This window comes from Gemella sanguinis ATCC 700632 (genome assembly GCF_000701685.1).
Classification (GTDB): Bacteria; Bacillota; Bacilli; order Staphylococcales; family Gemellaceae; genus Gemella; species Gemella sanguinis.
The window spans coordinates 17,756-36,930 of record NZ_JNJO01000018.1; the positions used below are offsets into that span (position 1 = coordinate 17,756).

17 protein-coding genes and 1 other annotated feature are annotated in these 19,175 nt (G+C 27.7%); of the genes, 2 read left to right on the forward strand and 15 right to left on the reverse strand.

Features of this window, described 5'->3' with window-relative positions:
* On the reverse strand, nucleotides 1–618 hold the full coding sequence (locus T369_RS0106760) for a CBS domain-containing protein (RefSeq protein ID WP_006363558.1): 618 nt from the start codon (nucleotides 616–618) through the stop codon (nucleotides 1–3).
* 305 nt (nucleotides 619–923) lie between these two features.
* Here T369_RS0106760 and T369_RS0106765 point away from each other — a divergent pair, with 305 nt between their 5' ends.
* The gene (locus T369_RS0106765; RefSeq protein ID WP_031553401.1) at nucleotides 924–1,547 is read left to right on the forward strand and encodes a hypothetical protein; all 624 of its coding nucleotides are present in this window, start codon (nucleotides 924–926) and stop codon (nucleotides 1,545–1,547) included.
* 251 nt (nucleotides 1,548–1,798) lie between these two features.
* On the opposite strand, the gene T369_RS09010 is transcribed toward T369_RS0106765, so the two are convergent.
* From T369_RS09010 to T369_RS0106815, 10 genes are all read right to left on the reverse strand, one after another.
* Nucleotides 1,799–3,550, reverse strand: a complete 1,752-nt coding sequence (locus tag T369_RS09010) for an SA1320 family protein (protein ID WP_051618986.1) — start codon at nucleotides 3,548–3,550, stop codon at nucleotides 1,799–1,801.
* Nucleotides 3,551–3,604: 54 nt separating this feature from the next.
* On the reverse strand, nucleotides 3,605–4,099 hold the full coding sequence (locus T369_RS08885) for a Tle-like phospholipase domain-containing protein (RefSeq protein ID WP_051618987.1): 495 nt from the start codon (nucleotides 4,097–4,099) through the stop codon (nucleotides 3,605–3,607).
* Nucleotides 4,089–4,481 carry a hypothetical protein gene (locus T369_RS0106780; RefSeq protein WP_031553405.1) on the reverse strand — a complete coding sequence of 131 codons (393 nt, stop codon included), beginning with the start codon at nucleotides 4,479–4,481 and terminating at the stop codon, nucleotides 4,089–4,091. Before T369_RS0106780 ends, T369_RS08885 begins: the two co-directional genes overlap by 11 nt.
* A 212-nt stretch (nucleotides 4,482–4,693) precedes the next feature.
* Complete coding sequence (locus tag T369_RS0106785; protein WP_031553408.1) at nucleotides 4,694–7,333, reverse strand: valine--tRNA ligase; 2,640 nt, start codon at nucleotides 7,331–7,333, stop codon at nucleotides 4,694–4,696.
* A gap of 132 nt (nucleotides 7,334–7,465) precedes the next feature.
* Nucleotides 7,466–7,683: a binding site (T-box leader), on the reverse strand.
* 137 nt (nucleotides 7,684–7,820) lie between these two features.
* Entirely contained in the window at nucleotides 7,821–7,958 is a 138-nt protein-coding gene (locus T369_RS09285; protein ID WP_006363561.1) for a hypothetical protein, read from the reverse strand.
* 174 nt (nucleotides 7,959–8,132) lie between these two features.
* Complete coding sequence (locus T369_RS0106795; RefSeq protein WP_031553411.1) at nucleotides 8,133–9,563, reverse strand: alanine/glycine:cation symporter family protein; 1,431 nt, start codon at nucleotides 9,561–9,563, stop codon at nucleotides 8,133–8,135.
* A 262-nt stretch (nucleotides 9,564–9,825) separates the two neighbouring features.
* On the reverse strand, nucleotides 9,826–10,521 hold the full coding sequence (locus T369_RS0106800; RefSeq protein ID WP_031553414.1) for a hypothetical protein: 696 nt from the start codon (nucleotides 10,519–10,521) through the stop codon (nucleotides 9,826–9,828).
* Nucleotides 10,522–10,541: 20 nt separating this feature from the next.
* Nucleotides 10,542–11,018, reverse strand: coding sequence for a 23S rRNA (pseudouridine(1915)-N(3))-methyltransferase RlmH (rlmH, locus tag T369_RS0106805; protein WP_031553417.1), 477 nt, complete (start codon nucleotides 11,016–11,018; stop codon nucleotides 10,542–10,544).
* Between the two features lie 44 nt (nucleotides 11,019–11,062).
* Nucleotides 11,063–11,869 (reverse strand): Cof-type HAD-IIB family hydrolase, encoded by an 807-nt coding sequence (locus tag T369_RS0106810; RefSeq protein WP_031553419.1) that lies wholly within the window; start codon nucleotides 11,867–11,869, stop codon nucleotides 11,063–11,065.
* A gap of 207 nt (nucleotides 11,870–12,076) precedes the next feature.
* Nucleotides 12,077–13,672 carry an ABC transporter ATP-binding protein gene (locus tag T369_RS0106815; protein ID WP_031553422.1) on the reverse strand — a complete coding sequence of 532 codons (1,596 nt, stop codon included), beginning with the start codon at nucleotides 13,670–13,672 and terminating at the stop codon, nucleotides 12,077–12,079.
* 414 nt (nucleotides 13,673–14,086) lie between these two features.
* On the opposite strand from T369_RS0106815, the gene T369_RS0106820 reads away from it, so the two are divergent.
* The gene (locus T369_RS0106820; protein ID WP_031553425.1) at nucleotides 14,087–15,667 is read left to right on the forward strand and encodes an ATP-binding cassette domain-containing protein; all 1,581 of its coding nucleotides are present in this window, start codon (nucleotides 14,087–14,089) and stop codon (nucleotides 15,665–15,667) included.
* Nucleotides 15,668–16,091: 424 nt separating this feature from the next.
* Here T369_RS0106820 and T369_RS0106825 read toward each other — a convergent pair whose 3' ends face one another.
* From T369_RS0106825 to T369_RS0106840, 4 genes are all read right to left on the reverse strand, one after another.
* The gene (locus T369_RS0106825) at nucleotides 16,092–16,535 is read right to left on the reverse strand and encodes a GNAT family N-acetyltransferase (RefSeq protein WP_031553428.1); all 444 of its coding nucleotides are present in this window, start codon (nucleotides 16,533–16,535) and stop codon (nucleotides 16,092–16,094) included.
* Entirely contained in the window at nucleotides 16,528–17,766 is a 1,239-nt protein-coding gene (locus T369_RS0106830) for an MFS transporter (RefSeq protein WP_031553431.1), read from the reverse strand. Before T369_RS0106830 ends, T369_RS0106825 begins: the two co-directional genes overlap by 8 nt.
* Before the next feature lie 115 nt (nucleotides 17,767–17,881).
* Nucleotides 17,882–18,310, reverse strand: a complete 429-nt coding sequence (locus T369_RS0106835) for an ArsR/SmtB family transcription factor (RefSeq protein ID WP_031553434.1) — start codon at nucleotides 18,308–18,310, stop codon at nucleotides 17,882–17,884.
* A 99-nt stretch (nucleotides 18,311–18,409) separates the two neighbouring features.
* Nucleotides 18,410–18,928, reverse strand: a complete 519-nt coding sequence (locus T369_RS0106840) for a hypothetical protein (protein ID WP_031553437.1) — start codon at nucleotides 18,926–18,928, stop codon at nucleotides 18,410–18,412.
* Between the last annotated feature and the right edge of the window lie 247 nt (nucleotides 18,929–19,175).

Genomic DNA, 19,175 nt, shown 5'->3' on the forward strand with positions numbered 1-19,175 from the left:
CTATCCCTCCAGTATCTCTAATAATAATTTGATTAATGTAGTTTTAGAAATTTTTCCTACAATCACTCTTCCACCAGCCTCTTCCCTTACAACTGGTAAACAGTCAATTTCATGTAAAATAATTTTTCTAAGTGCATCACTTACTAGGTCATCTTCATGAATATAAATCACATTGGGAACTCTTGTCATAGCAAGCGCTATAGGTAAAGTATCCGCATCTGCATTTCTTGATAATTTTAACATATCTTTTCTTGAAGTAACTCCTACTAAGTGGCCTTCTTCATTAACAATGAAAATCGTGCCTACATCATATATAAATAACTTAGATAATACATCTGCATAGTTTGCTGTACTTTTTGCAGTAATTGCAATCCCCATTACTTCTTTTACTAATTTACTTTTTATTTCTTCCTTTTTTTCTCCCGGTGAAAAGTCATAATTGTAATAGTATCCCACATTTGGTTTAGCTTCTAGTACTTCTAGCATTCCCAAAACAGCCAAATCATTTCTTAATGTAGATTTCCCTAAAGAGAGCTTCTCTGCAATCTCATCACTTGTGATTGGTTCGAAATTTTTTACTATTTCAATTATAGCTTTATGTCTATCAGTAAGTTTCATTGGTCCTCCTTTTTTCGTTTTACATGTATAATTATACATTATATTACACATCAATTCAACAATTATTTTAATTAATGTGTAATAATTATGTATACCTAACCTGAATTTATTATCATTTTTTGGAAATACTATACTTTTAAAAAATATTTTTTATTTTTTAAAAGTTTAAATAAATCGATTTCTTTAATAAGTTTATTGACTTTTTAATAATAATTATGTAACAAATATTTTACAAAATTTTTATTTTATTCAAATTAATAGGGATATATGATATAATATAAAAAAACGTAATGAGGTGAACAAATATGTCAAAATTATCTAAACTCCTTGTAATTGGTAGTGGTGTAGCCGTAGCTAATTTCTATACAAAAAATCCTAATAAAGTTGACGAACACGCTAGCTTTATTAAGAAGAAAGCAAAAGATTATTACGGTTATACTCGTTGTATGATTAGATATACTAAGAAAAATGGTGTAGAAGAAGCTGTAAATTATATGTATAACGACTTTAAAAATGTTGTTAAACGTACTAAAAACAGCCTAGAAAACACTTATGAAAATGCAGTGGATTATGGTAAAGAACTATCAAGTAATGCTGCAGAAATAAAAGAACATGCAGCTGATGTTAAATCATATTCTAAAGAATTCAAAGAAAATATTACTGCAGCTCGTGCAGCTGGTGATGAACTTAAACCAGTAATTAATAACTACAAAGAACAAGTTCAATCATCTTTAAGTGCTATAAAAAATCAAGTAACAAACATTAAAAAGAATGTTGTAGATGATAAAGTACAAGAAAAAGTAGAAGCATTCAAAAATGAAACTACTGAAAAACTTAACTCTGTTAATGAAAAACTAAAAACTGAAGTTCTTAATAAAGAAAAAACAGTCGAAGAAAAAGATAAAGAAGAGAACAAAACAGAGGAATAATAAAATTTTATACTACCCGTCAAAGACAGGGAAGCTATAATAGATTACAATATCTATAATATTGTAATAATTATTCTAATTACTTTCTTTCTACTAAAAAACATAAAAAAACAGCCAAGATTTATTTTCTTGGCTGTCTTTTTACATTGTTGTTAACTATCATTATTTTCCATCAATAAGCTTTATTTTTTAATCTCTAAGTACTTTGTATCACCGTATATTAAACAAATAATTATATTTTTTAATAATTACTATTTCCCAAAGCAATCATCAATCATAGTATTAACGTTATTTGTTATATTTAAGATTTCTTCTAGTCGCACTCCTGCCTGTTCTATTGTTTGACCTTTATTTTCTCTAAGCAAGCTATTAAACACCGCTGCTTGTTTGTTAATCTTCTTTAATATATCACTTACTAAGTTATGTGCATTCAATATACCGTTTAGGTTATTATAACCGTATATTAGCTCCTCTAGAGAGCCCTCTAATAAATACTGTAATCTAGGTAAGTTTGATGTAACATTTTCTAAATCTGAAAGTAACCTAGAATGCTTTTCTTCTATCCCCTTACTTATTTCTCCTACTTCTTTTATTAAAGCTGCCTCACTTATACTGCTTTCTACTGATCCATAATATTTTTTATCTTTACTTCCAATAGTTTTAAGATAAATTTGAGTAGGAAATTTTTGTACAACATTCTCTATATAACTCTCATTTTCTGAAAGTCTGTTTAATATGGGCTTTATCGACGATGTTACTGATTTAAAATAATATCCCAGTTTACTAATCATTTCTCCTGATAATTCTTCTGTTCTAGTATCTACCTGATTATCAAATGCTTTTACAACTGCTACGTCATCAAATACATTTGTTTGATTTAAAAATGTATTATAATCAGATGCTAATTTTGGTACTTGATAATTACCTACTACTTCTTCATTTATTTTTAATTTATTACCTAAATCTGTGTCAGATCTATTAAAACTATAAGCAGTCATCTGAACTGCTGAATTCATATATTGAAAACAATTTATTAGCATTTGAATATTTGCCTTTTCTACTCTAATTACTTCTTTTAAAGCATCTACTATTCCATCATCAAAACCACTTCTATTATTTTCACCTTTAAAGCTATCTCTTATTTTATCTTTAAAACTATTTATTATACTTTCTCCATGTTTAGCTATTTCACTACGAATATTTAATTGCAACATTATATATTTTGCTCCTACAAATCCTCCTGAAATATTTGATTTTATAATTCTAACTACTTCATTACTTGAATCAACTACCTTAGTTAATTTTACTTCTACAGAGTCATAGTTAAATGGATGTTCATCTTCCTCAACCCATAAATCCTTACCTGAATTTTTAAATTGATTAGAAAAATTCTTAGGATTATATTTTCCTAATCTACTATATTTTACTATATTATCATCTATATCATTATATAATTTATCTATTTTTATAATTGCATTCACTACTTCTACTTGTTGCAGATGATCTAAAACATATTGTTCTAAACTCTCTTTTCTATTTTCCTTTTTACTAGATAATTCATTATTATATTTTTCCGCTCTATTTAATATGTCTAGAGCCATGTTTAAATCATTTATTGTTTTATTTAATTGATTTGATAGATACTTTAGACTTTCATAATTAATTATTATCTCTATTCCACTATTTACTTTGTTTATATATTTTGCTGAAAATAGGGGCTCCTCAACTAAGTTTCTTGAATCTAATCTAAAATCTACCTTACCATCATTTTCTACATCAACTTCTTTTAATACTGTTTCACGAGCTATTTTTCCATCTTTATCAAGTAAATTACCTTCTTTATCATATTTTTTCCATGAATATATAGTGTGATACTTTGAAAAAATATTTGATAACCCCGATAGTAATCCATATGAAGACATATCGCTATCTACATAAATTGCTATTCCTAATTTATTACGACCAAAATTACCTATAGGATCCTTTCTATTCCTATAGTTCACTAATCTACCTTTATTTAAATTTGCCCATTTAATATCTTCTTCACTTAAAATATTTTAAGCATCTGGAGCATTAAATACTGTGGTAGACCACTTATTTATTATTGCAATATAACTAGCTAAATAACCTCCCAAAGAGTGTCCTGTTGTACTTATATCTGAATAAGGATATTCATTTTTTATTTTTTCCGCAAATTTTTCCGCAGTTGCAACCTGGCTTTCTCTCTGAGTTGCTCTTCTATATTCTTTAAGAGCCGTCAATCTATATTTTTCCCCGAATACAACTTGTTGAATGTCTGTTGCAACGTCAAGTTGATCATTAAAATCTGTACCTGCATAAGATATTACTATTTTGCTAGTATCTACTTCTCCATTACTGTCTACTGGGGCTACAGCCATTGCCTGCATTCCGTTATTTTTGTTGTTTTCTACGGCTAGGATTTTGAATTTATTATTCTTCGTCGTGCCTCCTTCATTTAATTTCCCTGTTTCTATATCGTAAACATCATCCGATATAGTAAAATAATTTTTATCTGTTAAACTATTTTCCATATATTACCTCTATATTAGACTCATTTATATTATTTTTATTCTCTATCAATTTAATATCTCCTTCTTTCATGGTACTAAAGTATATATCCCCCATTTCCCTCCAGACGGTAAATCTTAATTCAATCTTATCATTTATAATAACATTATACTTCCAAGAGCCTGTTGAAGTATTTTTTTCATGGTTTACAAACTTAATTTTTCTTATTTCTTCTTTATTTTGTAACTCCACTTTTTCTTTTATATATTCTACTATTCTATCTTCATCTTTTCTTATTTTTCCTTTATCTTCACTTGTACCAACAAAAGCATATACTATTATTATCAATATAAATGCTATAAATGCTAACATTGCTCTTGTTATTATTGCTTTCATATCTTTCATTTTTTCAGCCTCCTTTAATTACACTTTTTCATTTATTATAACATACAATTAGGTAAAAAAAATAGAGTTATTATACTCTTTTTATTTGTTTATTAAGTTTTTTATTCTACCTTACTGTCTATAAGTCTTACTCTACTACTTCGTTATCTCTATATTAATATAACAACATAAAAAGACAGCCAAGATTATTTTCTTGACTGTCTTTTATTTTTTTATAGATTATCTAATGCTGCAATACGCTCTTTTACACTATCGTATTGTTCTTGATATGTAGCTTGTTTTTCTTTTTCTTTAGCAACAACAGCTTCCGGTGCTGAACCTACAAACTTCTCATTAGAAAGTTTTTTATTAACACGATCTAATTCTTGTTGTAGTTTATCTAATTCTTTACCTAGACGCTCTTTTTCTTTATCTACATCTATTAAATCACTTAATGATACATAGATTTCCGCTCCTGGTAAAATTCTACTTATATCAGTTTCATTAGCTTCAACTTCACGTTCTATAATAAGTTCGCTAGGACGAGCAAATTTCTCTAGGTATGCACTACCACTTAGAAGTACATCTTTTACGCTATCTTGAGAGTATTTGATTTTGATAGGAATTTCACGTGACATTGGAGCATTTACCTCACTACGGATGTTACGTACTGCTGTAATAACATCTTGGATAAATTGCATATCTTCAGTTTCTTTTTCAAATACTAATGAAGCATCAATTTTGGCAAATTCACTAGTTACAATACTATCCCCTTCATGTGGAATATGTTGCCATATTTCTTCAGTTACGAATGGCATAAATGGATGTAACATTTTTAGAGAAGCATCTAATACATAAACTAAAATAGATTTAGTTGTATTTTTTGCAGCTTCATCTTCACCATTTAGTGAAATTTTAGCAATTTCAATATACCATGAACAGAATTCTTCCCATACGAAGTTGTAAAGAATACGGCTTGCTTCACCAAACTCATATTTTTCAAATAATCTTTCGAAATCTTCTATAGTTTTAGCTAATTTAGTTAAGATATATTTATCAGCTAGAGTTTTTTCACCACTTAAATCTATATCGCTATATTCAAAACCTTCTAAATTCATAATTACAAAACGAGAAGCATTCCAAATTTTGTTAATATAGTTCCAACTAGCTTCAATTTTCTCAGTTGAATAACGTAAATCTTGTCCTGGAGTTGAGTTAGTAGCTAAGAAGTAGCGTAAGCTGTCTGCTCCATACTCTTCTATTACTTCCATTGGATCTACTCCATTACCTAATGACTTACTCATCTTACGACCTTGCTCATCACGAACTAATCCATGGATTAAACAATCTTCAAAAGGACGTACCCCAGTAAATTCTAATCCTTGGAATACCATACGAGCTACCCAGAAGAAAATAATGTCATATCCAGTAACTAAACAGCTGTTCGGATAGTAACGTTTGAAATCTTCACTTTCTAAATCTGGCCATCCTAATGTTGAGAATGGGAATAGAGCTGAAGAGTACCAAGTATCAAGAACGTCCTCATCTTGAACATAATTTTCGATATCTTTTGGAGGATTTACATCAACATAAACTTCTCCAGTTTCTTTGTGATACCAAGCTGGAATACGGTGTCCCCACCAAAGCTGACGAGAAATACACCAGTCTTGGATATTTTCCATCCATGTATTTAATGTATGTTCAAAACGTGGTGGATAGAAATTAACTTTTCCATCTTCATCTTTTTGATTCTCTAATACTTTGTCCGCTAGTGGTTTCATAGCAACAAACCATTGTTTAGAAAGATATGGTTCTACTACTGCTCCACTACGTTCAGAGTGTCCTACAGAGTGTAGGTGTTTTTCAATTTTGAAGCAAACTCCACTTTCTTGTAGATCAGCTATTAATGCTTTACGACATTCAAAACGATCCATACCGTTATATTTATCAGCATGTTCATTCATAACAGCACCTTCGTCCATAACAATAATGCGTTCTAGATTATGGCGTTCCCCTACTTCAAAGTCATTTGGATCATGTGCTGGAGTGATTTTAACTACACCACTTCCAAAGTCTTTTTCTACATATTCATCTGCAATAACAGGAATTTCTTTATTTGTTACCGGAAGTAATACTGTTTTTCCAATATATTTTTGATATCTTTCATCATCTGGATGAACAGCTACTGCAGTATCACCAAATAATGTTTCAGGTCTTGTAGTAGCAACTTCTAAGTAATCACCGCTACCATCAGCTAAGAAATATTTTAAGTGATAGAATGCACCTTCAACATCTTTGTGAATTACTTCTATATTTGATAATGCTGTTTTTTGAACTGGATCCCAGTTAATAATTCTTTCACCACGATAAATTGTCCCATTTTTGTAGTGATCTACGAAAATTTTTGTTACAGCTTTATTTAAACCTTCATCTAGAGTAAATCTTTCTCTAGTATAATCTAGTCCTAATCCTAGTTTTGCCCATTGTTCACGAATATATCCTGCATATTCTTCTTTCCATTCCCATGCACGTTCTAAGAATTTCTCACGTCCTAAATCATAACGGCTAAGTCCTTCTTCACGCATTTTCGCTTCTACTTTTGCTTGAGTAGAAATACCCGCATGGTCCATACCAGGAAGATAAAGTACATCAAACCCTTTTAATCTTTTATATCTTGTTAACATATCTTGTAATGTTGTGTCCCAAGCATGTCCAATATGTAATTTACCTGTTACGTTTGGTGGTGGAATTACTATTGTATATGGATTTTTCTTGCTTTTATTATCTGCTTTAAATACTTCTTTTTCTAACCACCAGTTATAGCGATTATGTTCTACTTGAGTTGGATTATATTTTGTAGACATTTCAGTCATGACTTTTCCTCCTTAGGTATTAATATTAGTTTTATTATTTCAATTTACTTAGTTGGTGATTTTTCTTTATCTTATTACCTATTTAAAAATAAATCAAATTTTAGATAAAAAAAAATAACCTCCATCCTATCTAACAAGGACGAAAGTTTCCGTGGTACCACCTTTATTCTAATTATTAATTAGCACTTAATAAGATTAACGCTCTAACCACGTTTAAAGCTACTTACGTTCACTCTAAATGCTCACCGTCTACTTCAAAGTCTTGCCTAGGAGAAATCTCTCAACCACTGATTTCTTTTCTGTATCCTACGGTACGCAAGAACTCTTACTTATCGGCTCATCGCATATATTTTATAATCAAAATATGTTTAATATATTATCATATATTCTAACAATAATCAAGTACTTTATAAAAAATCACAATAAGAAAAGGTGAGCACTAACCTTAGTATCCACCTTGTTTATAGTTAATATGGTATAAATACTCTTATTTTAATAAGCTTGTTACTAAATTGTAAGCTAAAGTATAACCAATATATGCACCTGCTGCAGCAGCTCCAATAGCTAAAACAAATTGAACTCCTTTTGGTAAACTATTAAACTTATCATTAAATTTCTTTAACATAACAAACACCTCTACATTATTAATAGTAATTTTATTATACTAATTATAATAATAGACGTCAATTAATAACCTAAATCTAAGGTGTTTTGAATGTTTTAATAAATTAAAATTCAATTATTATTTTCTACAATATATTAAAAAAGTAGTTTAATATATAAACTACTTTTCCTAATATTATTTTTCTTTTTTATTTTTCCATGCTGTAGCATTATTAATTTTTATCGGTAAATTATCTAAATAGAACTCTGGATCTTTTCCTTGTTTATGCTGTTTCACATAGTCTTTTAGTACTACATAAACTACACCTGATAAACCTATAATAGCTATTAAGTTTAGTAAACTCATTAATCCCATCGTAACATCAGCAAATCCCCAAACTATATCTAAGTCCATGACACTACCAACATAAACAAATATACAAACTATAACTCTATAAATATTAACCGCCCATTTTTTAGGTAGTAAGTATTGAATATTTGTTTCACCGTAGTAGTAGTTACCAATAACTGAACTATATCCAAATAAGAAGATAGCTACAATCAAGAAAATAGTACCTATACTACCTATTTGTGAAGTTAATGCTGCTTGAGTTAATTGGATACCTTGCAGTTTACCTGCACCATACTCTACGCCAGGATATAGTAAAATTAAAAATGCTGTTGCTGTACAAACCAAGCATGTATCAAAGTATACCCCTAAAGTTTGAATAAACCCTTGTTTTGCTGGATGTGTACTATCTGCAGTCGCTGCAGCATTAGGTGTTGACCCTAGTCCAGCTTCATTAGTAAACATACCACGTTTAATACCTAATAATATAGATGTTCCCATCCCTATTACTCCGCCACCAACTTGTTCAAGTCCAAAAGCAGATTTTACTATTTGTGCTAAAATCCCAGGTAATTTGTCAAAATTTAATACCATAATAACTAATACAATAAATAAATATAAAACTGCCATTACAGGAACTAACCATTGAGTAATTTTTACTACTTTAGTTACACCACCAAATACTACAAAAATTGTTAATACTAATAGTGCAATACCTGCTACTCTTGGATTTATATCATAAACTTGTAAAGCTTGAGCTATCGTATTTGTTTGAACTGAGTTAAAAGCTATACCATATGTTATCGAAATAACAATCGCAAATAAAATACCCATCCATTTTTGACCTAGACCTTTTTCCATATAGTAAGCTGGTCCCCCACGATAAACACCTTTTCTATCACGCACCTTATATACTTGGGCTAATGTAGACTCTGCAAATGATGATGCTCCTCCAAATAAAGCCATAACCCACATCCAAAACACTGAACCTGGTCCACCCATAGCAATCGCAATTGCTACTCCGGCAATAGTCCCCGTTCCAACACGAGATGCTGCTGATATTGTAAATGCTTGGAATGCAGAAACACCTTTTTGTTCTCCATCTTTTCCTACTTTAGGCTTTTCCATTATTAACCTAAACATTTCTTTTATATATGTAAATTGTACAAACTTAGTACTAAATGTAAAATATATACCAGTAACTATAACTAACCCTATTAAAAAATATGTCCACATAAAATCATTTAGGTTAGTTAATAATTCTAAAAATCTATCCATAAAATATGAAACCTCTTTTCAAGTAACTTTGTACCTAATTATACTTGATTATACTTGATTTCATAAATATTCGTTACATTTTCTAACATTTAAAGTATTTAAAACTTATTATTTATGACATATCTTTTATAAAAAAATGTTTATTCAAACGTTTTTCTTTAGTTTTAACAAAATATCTTACATTAAAATAAAAAAACTTTTTAAAGTGTAATATTTATCACTACACTCTAAAAAGATTTTACTTGAATTAATCATTAATTTTCTAATTCAAATTTTCTAATTGTCCTTTTTCTTCATTTAGTTCAGTTTTCGATTCAAGTTTTTCTCTTTGTTCTAGAGGATGAACTAATACTCTTCCTCTAGATGCTAACTCAGCTTTTATATCACTACTACTTAATTTTGAGTAATCTAACTTTTCGTTAATCACATATTTTCCTTTCTTTACTTTTAACCAAATATCAAATGCGGCAAATACATAAAAATAATTAATGATTACTTTTGAAACTATTATTAATATTTCCAGATTATCCTTATATACATATCCATATGCAAATACTTTTATCATAGATACTATTATAGGCAATAGAATGTTAAGTAGCAAAACTAGCTTAAAATATATATTTCTTAATAATGGTAGATATATAACTATTAAAAGTGATACTAAAGTAAACAAATAAAGAGGCATTAATATTAAAGAAAACATAAATAACACTACTGCAATTAGTTCTGATTCAAAATATTGTATAATCATTATTGCACATAATATTCCCCAACAAAGACCCCAGTTTCTTTTCCAAACTCGCCCTTGATATTCGCTAAGTAATCTATAAATATTATAAATAGGGATTATTGAATAAATTTTCTTTACTCCTAAAATATCAAAAACAAAAAATGTAAAAATTACCATTGGTACGTACCGGATAAAAAATACACTTATATAATCTGAATAATCTATCATATAAATCCCCCTTCCTCTTATTATTTATGATAACTAGCACCTGTTATTATACGATAAGCTCTATACACTTGTTCTAACAGTACTACTCTCATCATTTGATGAGGAAAAGTCATTTTACTGAAAGATAATGCATAATCACTTCTTTTCTTAACACTATCAGAAAGTCCGTAACTTCCACCAATAACTAATACAACATCACTTTTACCAGTTAACATTAAATTATCTATCTTAGCGGCAAATTGCTCACTAGAAATACTTTTACCTAATATTTCTAGCGTAATAACATACTGTGTATCTTTAATTTTTGAAAGAATATTGTTACCTTCTTTTCCCATAGCTAGTGCTATCTCAGAATCATTTTCTACTTTTACTTTCTCATCATTTATTTCAATTGTATTTAGTTTAATATATGCTCCTAAACGTTTTTCATATTCTTTAATAGCATCTCGATAAAACTTTTCTTTAACTTTACCAACACATATTAATGTAACTTTCATTATTATCCTCTTTCTAAAGAAAGGATGCTTATCAGCTCCCTACTCTATTTATTAAATACAAACTTCTCAATTGCATACGCAAAACCATCTTCATCATTACTTTTTGAAATAAAATCTGCCGCTTCTTTTAAAATACTATTACCATTTTCAACAGCAACACCTAGTCCAGCAAACTCAATCATACTAAGATCATTAAGCCCATCTCCAAGAGCCATAACATTTTCGTTAGTTAATCCTAATTTTTTACATAATGAATCTAAAGATGCACCCTTAGAAATACCTTTATCATTAACTTCGATAAAGAATGGTTTAGACATAGCTACCTCATATTCATCACCTAACTCTTTAGCCAACTTATCTTTGATTTTCGCTGCTTCGTCAGGATGTTTTAAAATTATAACTTTAGCTGCACCTTCTTTAATGTCATCTTTCATATTTTCAGAAATTACAAGTTTCGCATCTACTAAACCAGTTTCTATTCTAGCATATTCATTATCACGATTTGTAAGAACTTTCCCACCTTGATAAGTAAGAATATCACAATCATTATCCAAAGCAACATCTATTAAAAATTTTATTCTCTCTGGAGATAAGAATTTTTCATAAACAACTTCTCCAGTTTTTAAGTTAGCTATTCTAGCTCCATTAAATGATAATAAATAATTATCATAACTATCTAATTTTAAGTCTTCGACAATTTTCATCATACCAAAATCTGGTCGACCAGATGCTAAAATGACTTTTATATCTTGTTCTTTACATTTTTCAATAATCTCTCTATTTTTTTGAGAAATTTCATTATTACTATTTACCAGTGTATCATCTATATCTGTAACTATTAATTTACACATAAAAAGTATCCTTTTATATATCTAATTATACAAGAGTATTTAGTCATCCCCTTTGACTATACATCCTAAATATTATATCAAAATTTTAATTATTATTCCATATAAATAAAAAATAACATAAAAAGAGCTAGAATAGATGATATATCTTCAAAGTTTTTATCAATATATCAAGAATTCTAACTCTTTATCTTATTCTACAAAATATATTTAAACTTTTAGCTCAACACATTCAGTTAATTGTTGCTTAATTTCTTCTTGTATATGATGAGAAATCATTATTAAGGTAAGTTGATTATCAGCTAAGATGTTATTTTCTATACGTATTGCGGTTTTTTCATCTAATGCTGATGTTGCTTCATCTAAAATTAAAATTGGATAGTCTCTAATTAATACTCTAGCAAGAACTAATCTTTGCTTTTCACCACCAGATAATATTCCTCCCATATTTTCTAGCTCATGATCTAAACCATTATCTAAGCTTTTAACCCTATCATCTAGGCACACTTTTTTTAGAACATTCCATATTTCCTCATCTGAAAAATCTTCATCTAAAGTAATATTATATCGTATAGAACCTGTAAATATAGAAGTTTGTTGACTTACATAACCTATTTCATTTGAAAAATTGATATCATCTTGTGTTTCAAGAGGAACACTATCTATTAACACTTTATCAGTATCAGTGTGTAATTTTCCTAGAAGAAGTTTGATTAAAGTTGATTTCCCAGAACCACTTTTACCGATTATAGCGTATTTACCACCTTTATTTATATTGAAGTTAAAATTCTTAATAACATGATTATCACCAAAACTGTAATTAAAGTTTTTAAATTCTATTTTTTCTTTAACATGAGGATACTTTATTTCCTTAACAGTTGATTTTTTTACAACACTATCTAATATATCTTTTGTTCCAATTACTTTGATATATAAATCAACTAGCTGACCAGTAGATGTAAGATATATTCCTAATATAGTAGACACTGAGGCTATTGCTCCAATACTTAATTCGTTTCTCAAAACTAAATAAACAGCGAAGATAAAAATTAACAGTTCAAATAGCTTTTCTATACTTTGTAAAGTTAGTTCACCAAACGCCATTAGCTTAGAAATATTATACTGTTGATCTTCTTTTTGGCTCTGACTAGACTTAACATTTTTTGAAAATAGTTTTATTCTTCCAATATTCTTTAAATCTTCATACCCACTTATATATTCTTTTAAAACACCTGAAAACTTACCAGTTAATATTGATAAGTTTGTATAACCTACTCTAATCTTATTACCAAATTTTCCACTTATTAAAAACATTGCACCTGATGATACTATGGCAAAAATAACAAACTTCCAATTTATCATCCACAAGAAAACTACCGATGATATAAATAATACAATAGAGCTTAGCAAACTAGTTAGCGGTGAGAATAAATATGCAGATAATAATTCTAATTGATATGTATACTTTGCCATATGCTCCCCTGAGTCTACTTTATTGAAATCAGATTGGGGCATATTCTCTATATTTTCACTAATTCTATCTCCTAAATAAATTTTCCACTGTCTAATTAACTGAGCAACTATGATTTTTAACCAAGCCCTTAACAGTTCCACAGCTATTAAAATGCATATAATAATAGCTACTTTATACCACAATGATCCAGTTTTATACACTACTGTATTAACGATATCAACACGAGCATACACAACATAAACAGTTCCTATAGAAACTATTAATGTTAAAATAAACATAATGCTCAATTTCAATTTATTTAATGTTATGACTTCTAAAATATTTTTTATCATATTACTCTCCTTTGTATAGATTATATTCCTATAGAAGCGACTCGAAAATAGTGACTCCCTAGACATCGATTTGTCAATTCCCCCATGAAGTTTCTTAGATATCTAAAAAGCTTTTATAAGATGAATTTAGATAGTGATTAATCACTGTGATTACGAGTTCTCATATAAACTTTTTAAGATTTGTTTTTTTGAATAATACCTATAGTATTTTTGTAATTTTAATTGTACTGACTTTTATTCTCTGTGTCAAGATAATTATAGTAAGTTTTCTGAAAATTATAAGTTTATATTGTTATTATTTTTTTTTCATACTATAATAAATGTATAAATATAAGTTAGTATTTTATATATTTCTCACAATTTCTCTTAATAGCATGTTATTAAATTAAGTGGAATTAAAAGTAGGAGGTATTTATGAAAAAATATATTTTAAAATTTAAATATAGGTTCTTATTAATTTATTTTCTTATATTGTTAAGACAGTTATTTCTTATGAAAAGTAACTTTTTAAATGCAGATGCAATAACTGTGCTTACTAACAGAAATCTAAATAGTTTCTTTGAAATCATCTTATTTTTATCAGTTACATGGTTTGGTATTATAGTAATTGATAGGGTAGTAAAGGTAAGAGAGGAGATTTTTATTCAAGATATTGGAATAGATGTTAAGGATAATCTATCTAGCAACCTTATAGAATTAGATATTGAAAAGTATAAAGATAACTCATCTGGTGTTTATCAATCTTGGTTTAACAACGATATTCAAATGATTCAAGAAAAGGGTTTAAGGAATATATTTGCTATAATATACAGTCTTTCTGGAGTGGTATTTTCACTTTATGCTCTATTGAAATATCACTGGATCATTTCTTTAATTACTATTATAGGGACAGGAATATTAATTTATCTTCCAAAAATTTTTAATAAAAAACTTCATAATATGGGAACAGAAGTTACTAAAGAAAATGAGAACTATGTTGCTTCGTTAGAAGAGACGATTTTAGGTTATGATACATATTTCTCTCTTAATAAATTACAAATAATTCCTAAAAGAATAGCTAATATAAGTAGAATTTTGAAAAACGTATTTGTTAAACAAAGTAAATTGGAAAGTAATTATTACATGCTTAACTTTGGCTTAAATGTCTTTTTCCAAGTGTTATTAGTTTTTGTTACAGGGTATTTAGTTGTTAAAGATAATTTAGAAATCGGTGCAGTTGCAGCTGTAGGAATGTTTGCTAATCTTGTATTTGATGGTATGAGCCAAGTTGGTTATAGAATAGCATTTATTAAAGGGGCAAAACCTATTTTCTCTAAGCATGATGAATTCATGTTAAATAATAAGGATACTCACTCACCTGTTGAATATTCTTTAAGAGAAACATTATATAAAATTAAAAACTTATGTTTCAGTTATGGTGACAAAGAAATTTTAAATAATTTGAACCTTGATATAAAAGAAGGGAATAAATATTTAATAAGCGGAGATAGTGGAGTAGGAAAATCAACATTATTTAAAATTCTTACAGGTCAACTAAGAAATTATGAAGGTAGTATAGCGTATTGTAGTGTTGATTTGAAAAAATTATCTACCAAACAAATACTAGAAAAACTGACTATAATTCAACAAGAAAATTTTGTGTTTTCAGGTACTATCAAAGATAATATTACTATGGGAGAAGTAGCTGAGGATAGTGAAGTAGCTAAATATTTAGAAAAAGTGGGCTTAACTCAGAAGGACTTCTTATATTCAGAAGTAGAGGTTCGTGGGGAAAATCTTTCAGGAGGGCAACGTCAGAGATTGGCTATAGCTAGAGCGTTGTTCAATTGTAAAAAAATACTTTTAATTGACGAGGGAACATCAGCTTTAGACAAAGAATCAGCAAAAAGTATAGTAGAAATGCTGTTAAGAAATAAAGAATTAACGATAATAATGATTAGCCATGATATAAGTGATGAACTAAGAGGGAAATTTGATAATAAAATAAAACTTTAGTCCCCCACACTTTAATTGTGATTCGACGAACATAATTAGAACACATATTCCTTAACTATAAAAAGCCTAGAAGAATTAATTTTCTTCTAGGCTCGTATTTTATCCTAATATTTCATTCACTAAATGAGCTATTAAAAATATACAAATGCTGATTTAGCAACAATCTATATAACTATTTTTTGATAAAAATCTGTAAGAAACCTAATTTAGACATAAAAAAAGACCGCTCATAAAATGAACGGTTTTTTAAAAAAATAATATATTAAAATTATTTAATTATAATTATGATATTTCTTGACATAGCTCTTTCTCCTTTTCTTTTTTAAATTTTTTTGTTAATTTATTATTAAATTATACTTATTACCAATACTATGTATATTTTTATAATAAATATACCTATAAATTTTTTTATTATTTAATTCTATTATTTCAGTTTTTCTATCATTTTTTTAAATTTTAACTTCTCTACTAACTTTAATGATACTTTATTATTTGAATACACTTCTCCAGCTAGATTCATAATTTTATATTTCTCCTTTACATGATAAGAAAGTATATTAATTATCTCTCCAGCTATATTTTTACCTCTATATTTCTCGACTAAAGCTATTCCTATCAATACATATTCTTCTACTTTATTTATTTCATATATTAAAGTTATTCCTATAGGTTGCTTTCTTTCTAACACTATAAAAAAATCTAACTTGTTTTTTTCAAAATATTCAAGAGTATTATTAATTTCCTTTTCTGTAATTTTTCCAGAATCTACATTCAACGAAATATCTTGTATAGTTTTATCATTGTATAACAACTCTAAAAATTTCAAATCATTTTTTGTTGCTCTTCTCAAAGAAATTAAACTATTCATAATTTTCTCCTCCTATCCTTTTCAAACTTTCGATATTTTTTATACTCTCATTAAATAACCAATAAATCCCTATTATCAATATTAAAAATGTAGCCGAAAATATTACAACCTTATTATCATAGTATCTACTCATAAAACTTGTTCCTAATGCACCTAGTGGAGATAGTGCTGTTGACAAACCTAGCATAGCTGATAAAACAATTGTTACTTTATCTCTTGGTGTGGACATTTGAATTACTGTTTGAGAATAAATATTCAGTATACCTATTAATACCCACCCGATAAAAAACAATGCAAATACTATTAATTTGGAGATTAAACTGTCATTATTTATAAATATCATCCCCATCCAACATAGTGATATTATTAATATAAACATTATATACAAAAAACCTAATTTTATACTCTTTAATATTTCTAAATTTGATAACATTGATCCTAATAAAACTCCTATACCAGAAGCACTCAATAGAATGCCATAGTACGTGCTAGTTCTAGAAAATTCTGGTAATGCTGCGTAAATTGCTGTTGCTGCTAAATTTATAAATATAACTCCAAATAACAATGATTTCAAAGGTGAATTTTTCCAAAATATAATCCCTTCTTTTAGTTCAGAAAAATAATTTTTGATACTATCTTTTTTAGATTTTTCATTTGAACATGGTGTTGAAACTACTTTGGATAAGAATAAAAATAATATTGTATTTATAAAAAATGTTATACTATCTATATAATACGCCCAAATAAAACCAAATGTAGTTATTATAATTCCACCTAGAAAATTAAATATTGCATCACTCCCTTGATACGCTATACCAAATAAAGAATTAGCTTTTACTAAATCTTTACTATCAACAATTTTTGAAAGTAGTGCTAATTGTCCAGGATATACAAGTTGATTTAGAAAACTTATTATTGGCATTATTATTAAAACATGATAAACTTTTAAATTTCCTGTTATGTGTAAATAAGGAATAAATAATAATAAAACTCCTTGTATTATTTGAGTTACTATTAAAAATTTTTTCATGTTTATTCTATTAAGAATAGGTGATAAAATTATTTGAACTATCGCTGTTGAAGATGTCAAAAATAGCGCTAATCCTGTATAGAATGTTGAGCCACTTAATGAAAATACTAATAACATAGTTGCTATTAAATAAATACTATCGCCAAAATTTGTTATTAATCTTCCTAAAAATAGAATTATAAAGTCTTTATTTTTTATCATATAAAACCTCCTGTAGTTTTCTATTCTTAAACTTTATTTTAAACATAAAACTAATGATAAACGTTTAAAAATATTTTACTGTTATTCTAAATTTTTTCGGCTCTTTCGAACCGAATTATAATATATTCAATAAGCTATATGTAACTTTTTCTTTCCCTTCATTCTTATTAGAATATTTTTCTACTAACTTTTCAAATTCTAATAAAAATTGTTGTTCTTGAGATTTATTTAGAGAAAATTCTATTGTATTTTCTTTAAACAATTTATTAAAAATATTTGCAGATGGAACAAAAGCGTGCGCAGTTGGTAAATAATATTTTTGTATTATTCCATTTACCACATCTGTATCAACTACTTTTATAAAACCCATTTCTTCTAATATATTAAGATGATAGTGAATTCTTGTTCTATTAATCTTAAGTTTTTTTGCTAATTGCTGTGAGTTTTGTTTAGTTGTACCTAAGGTTGTTATTATATCAACTCTTAAAGGATCAGCTAACGCTTTTAATTTTTCCAAGTCATTTATATAATAAATATCTTTCATGATATTTCTCCTAAACATCTTTCGTGATATTTATAATATACCAAATATTCTACATACTGTCAAATTTTTTTTTGTGTTTTTTTAGTTTTTTTTGTTAAATTATTTTATTCTATCTCTATACACCCAGTTGAATATCCATTGAAGATTTATAGATGGTTCGTTATCTTCTAATTCTTTTAATATAGGTTTAAAATTCTCATAAATTTCTTCCTTTATTTTATTTTCATCTACTGTTGATATATCTATATAATAACGAGCTTCTTTAGAATTATATATACCTTTCAATTTAAAAAAATTATCAAAATAATAATCTAGTCCATCCTCATACATATATGCATATTCATAGTTAGCGTCATTTACACTGTATCCATATGATAGATATACATTTTTTGTAGTATTTTGTATAGTTTTATATCTGTCAAGTCTATGTCTATAACTAAACCCTTCACGATCAGCACTTGCCCGTATATTTTCTACCAACATCATTATTTCTAAATCCCTAGTATTACTACTTGATGAATGTTTTGCATAATACACTGAATTACCTTTTAAATTTGTATCCCCTATAAACCAAATTATTGCTAACGCCAATATCACTTTTATAATTTTTTTTATCATTTTACTCATTTCCTTTCTTAAAACCATTTTTTTATCCAGTTTTTTGCTTTATTATATTTACCTGATATCCAATTACTTGATGGCTTAATACTTTGTTATAAATAGGCTCTACAAAAGGATTGACTACTTTTTTATATCAATATTTTATAGTTATAACTTACTTTATTCTATCTCTGTATACCCAGTTGAAAATCCACTGCAAATTAATAAATGGCTTATTTTCTTCTGATTCTTTTAATATAGGTTT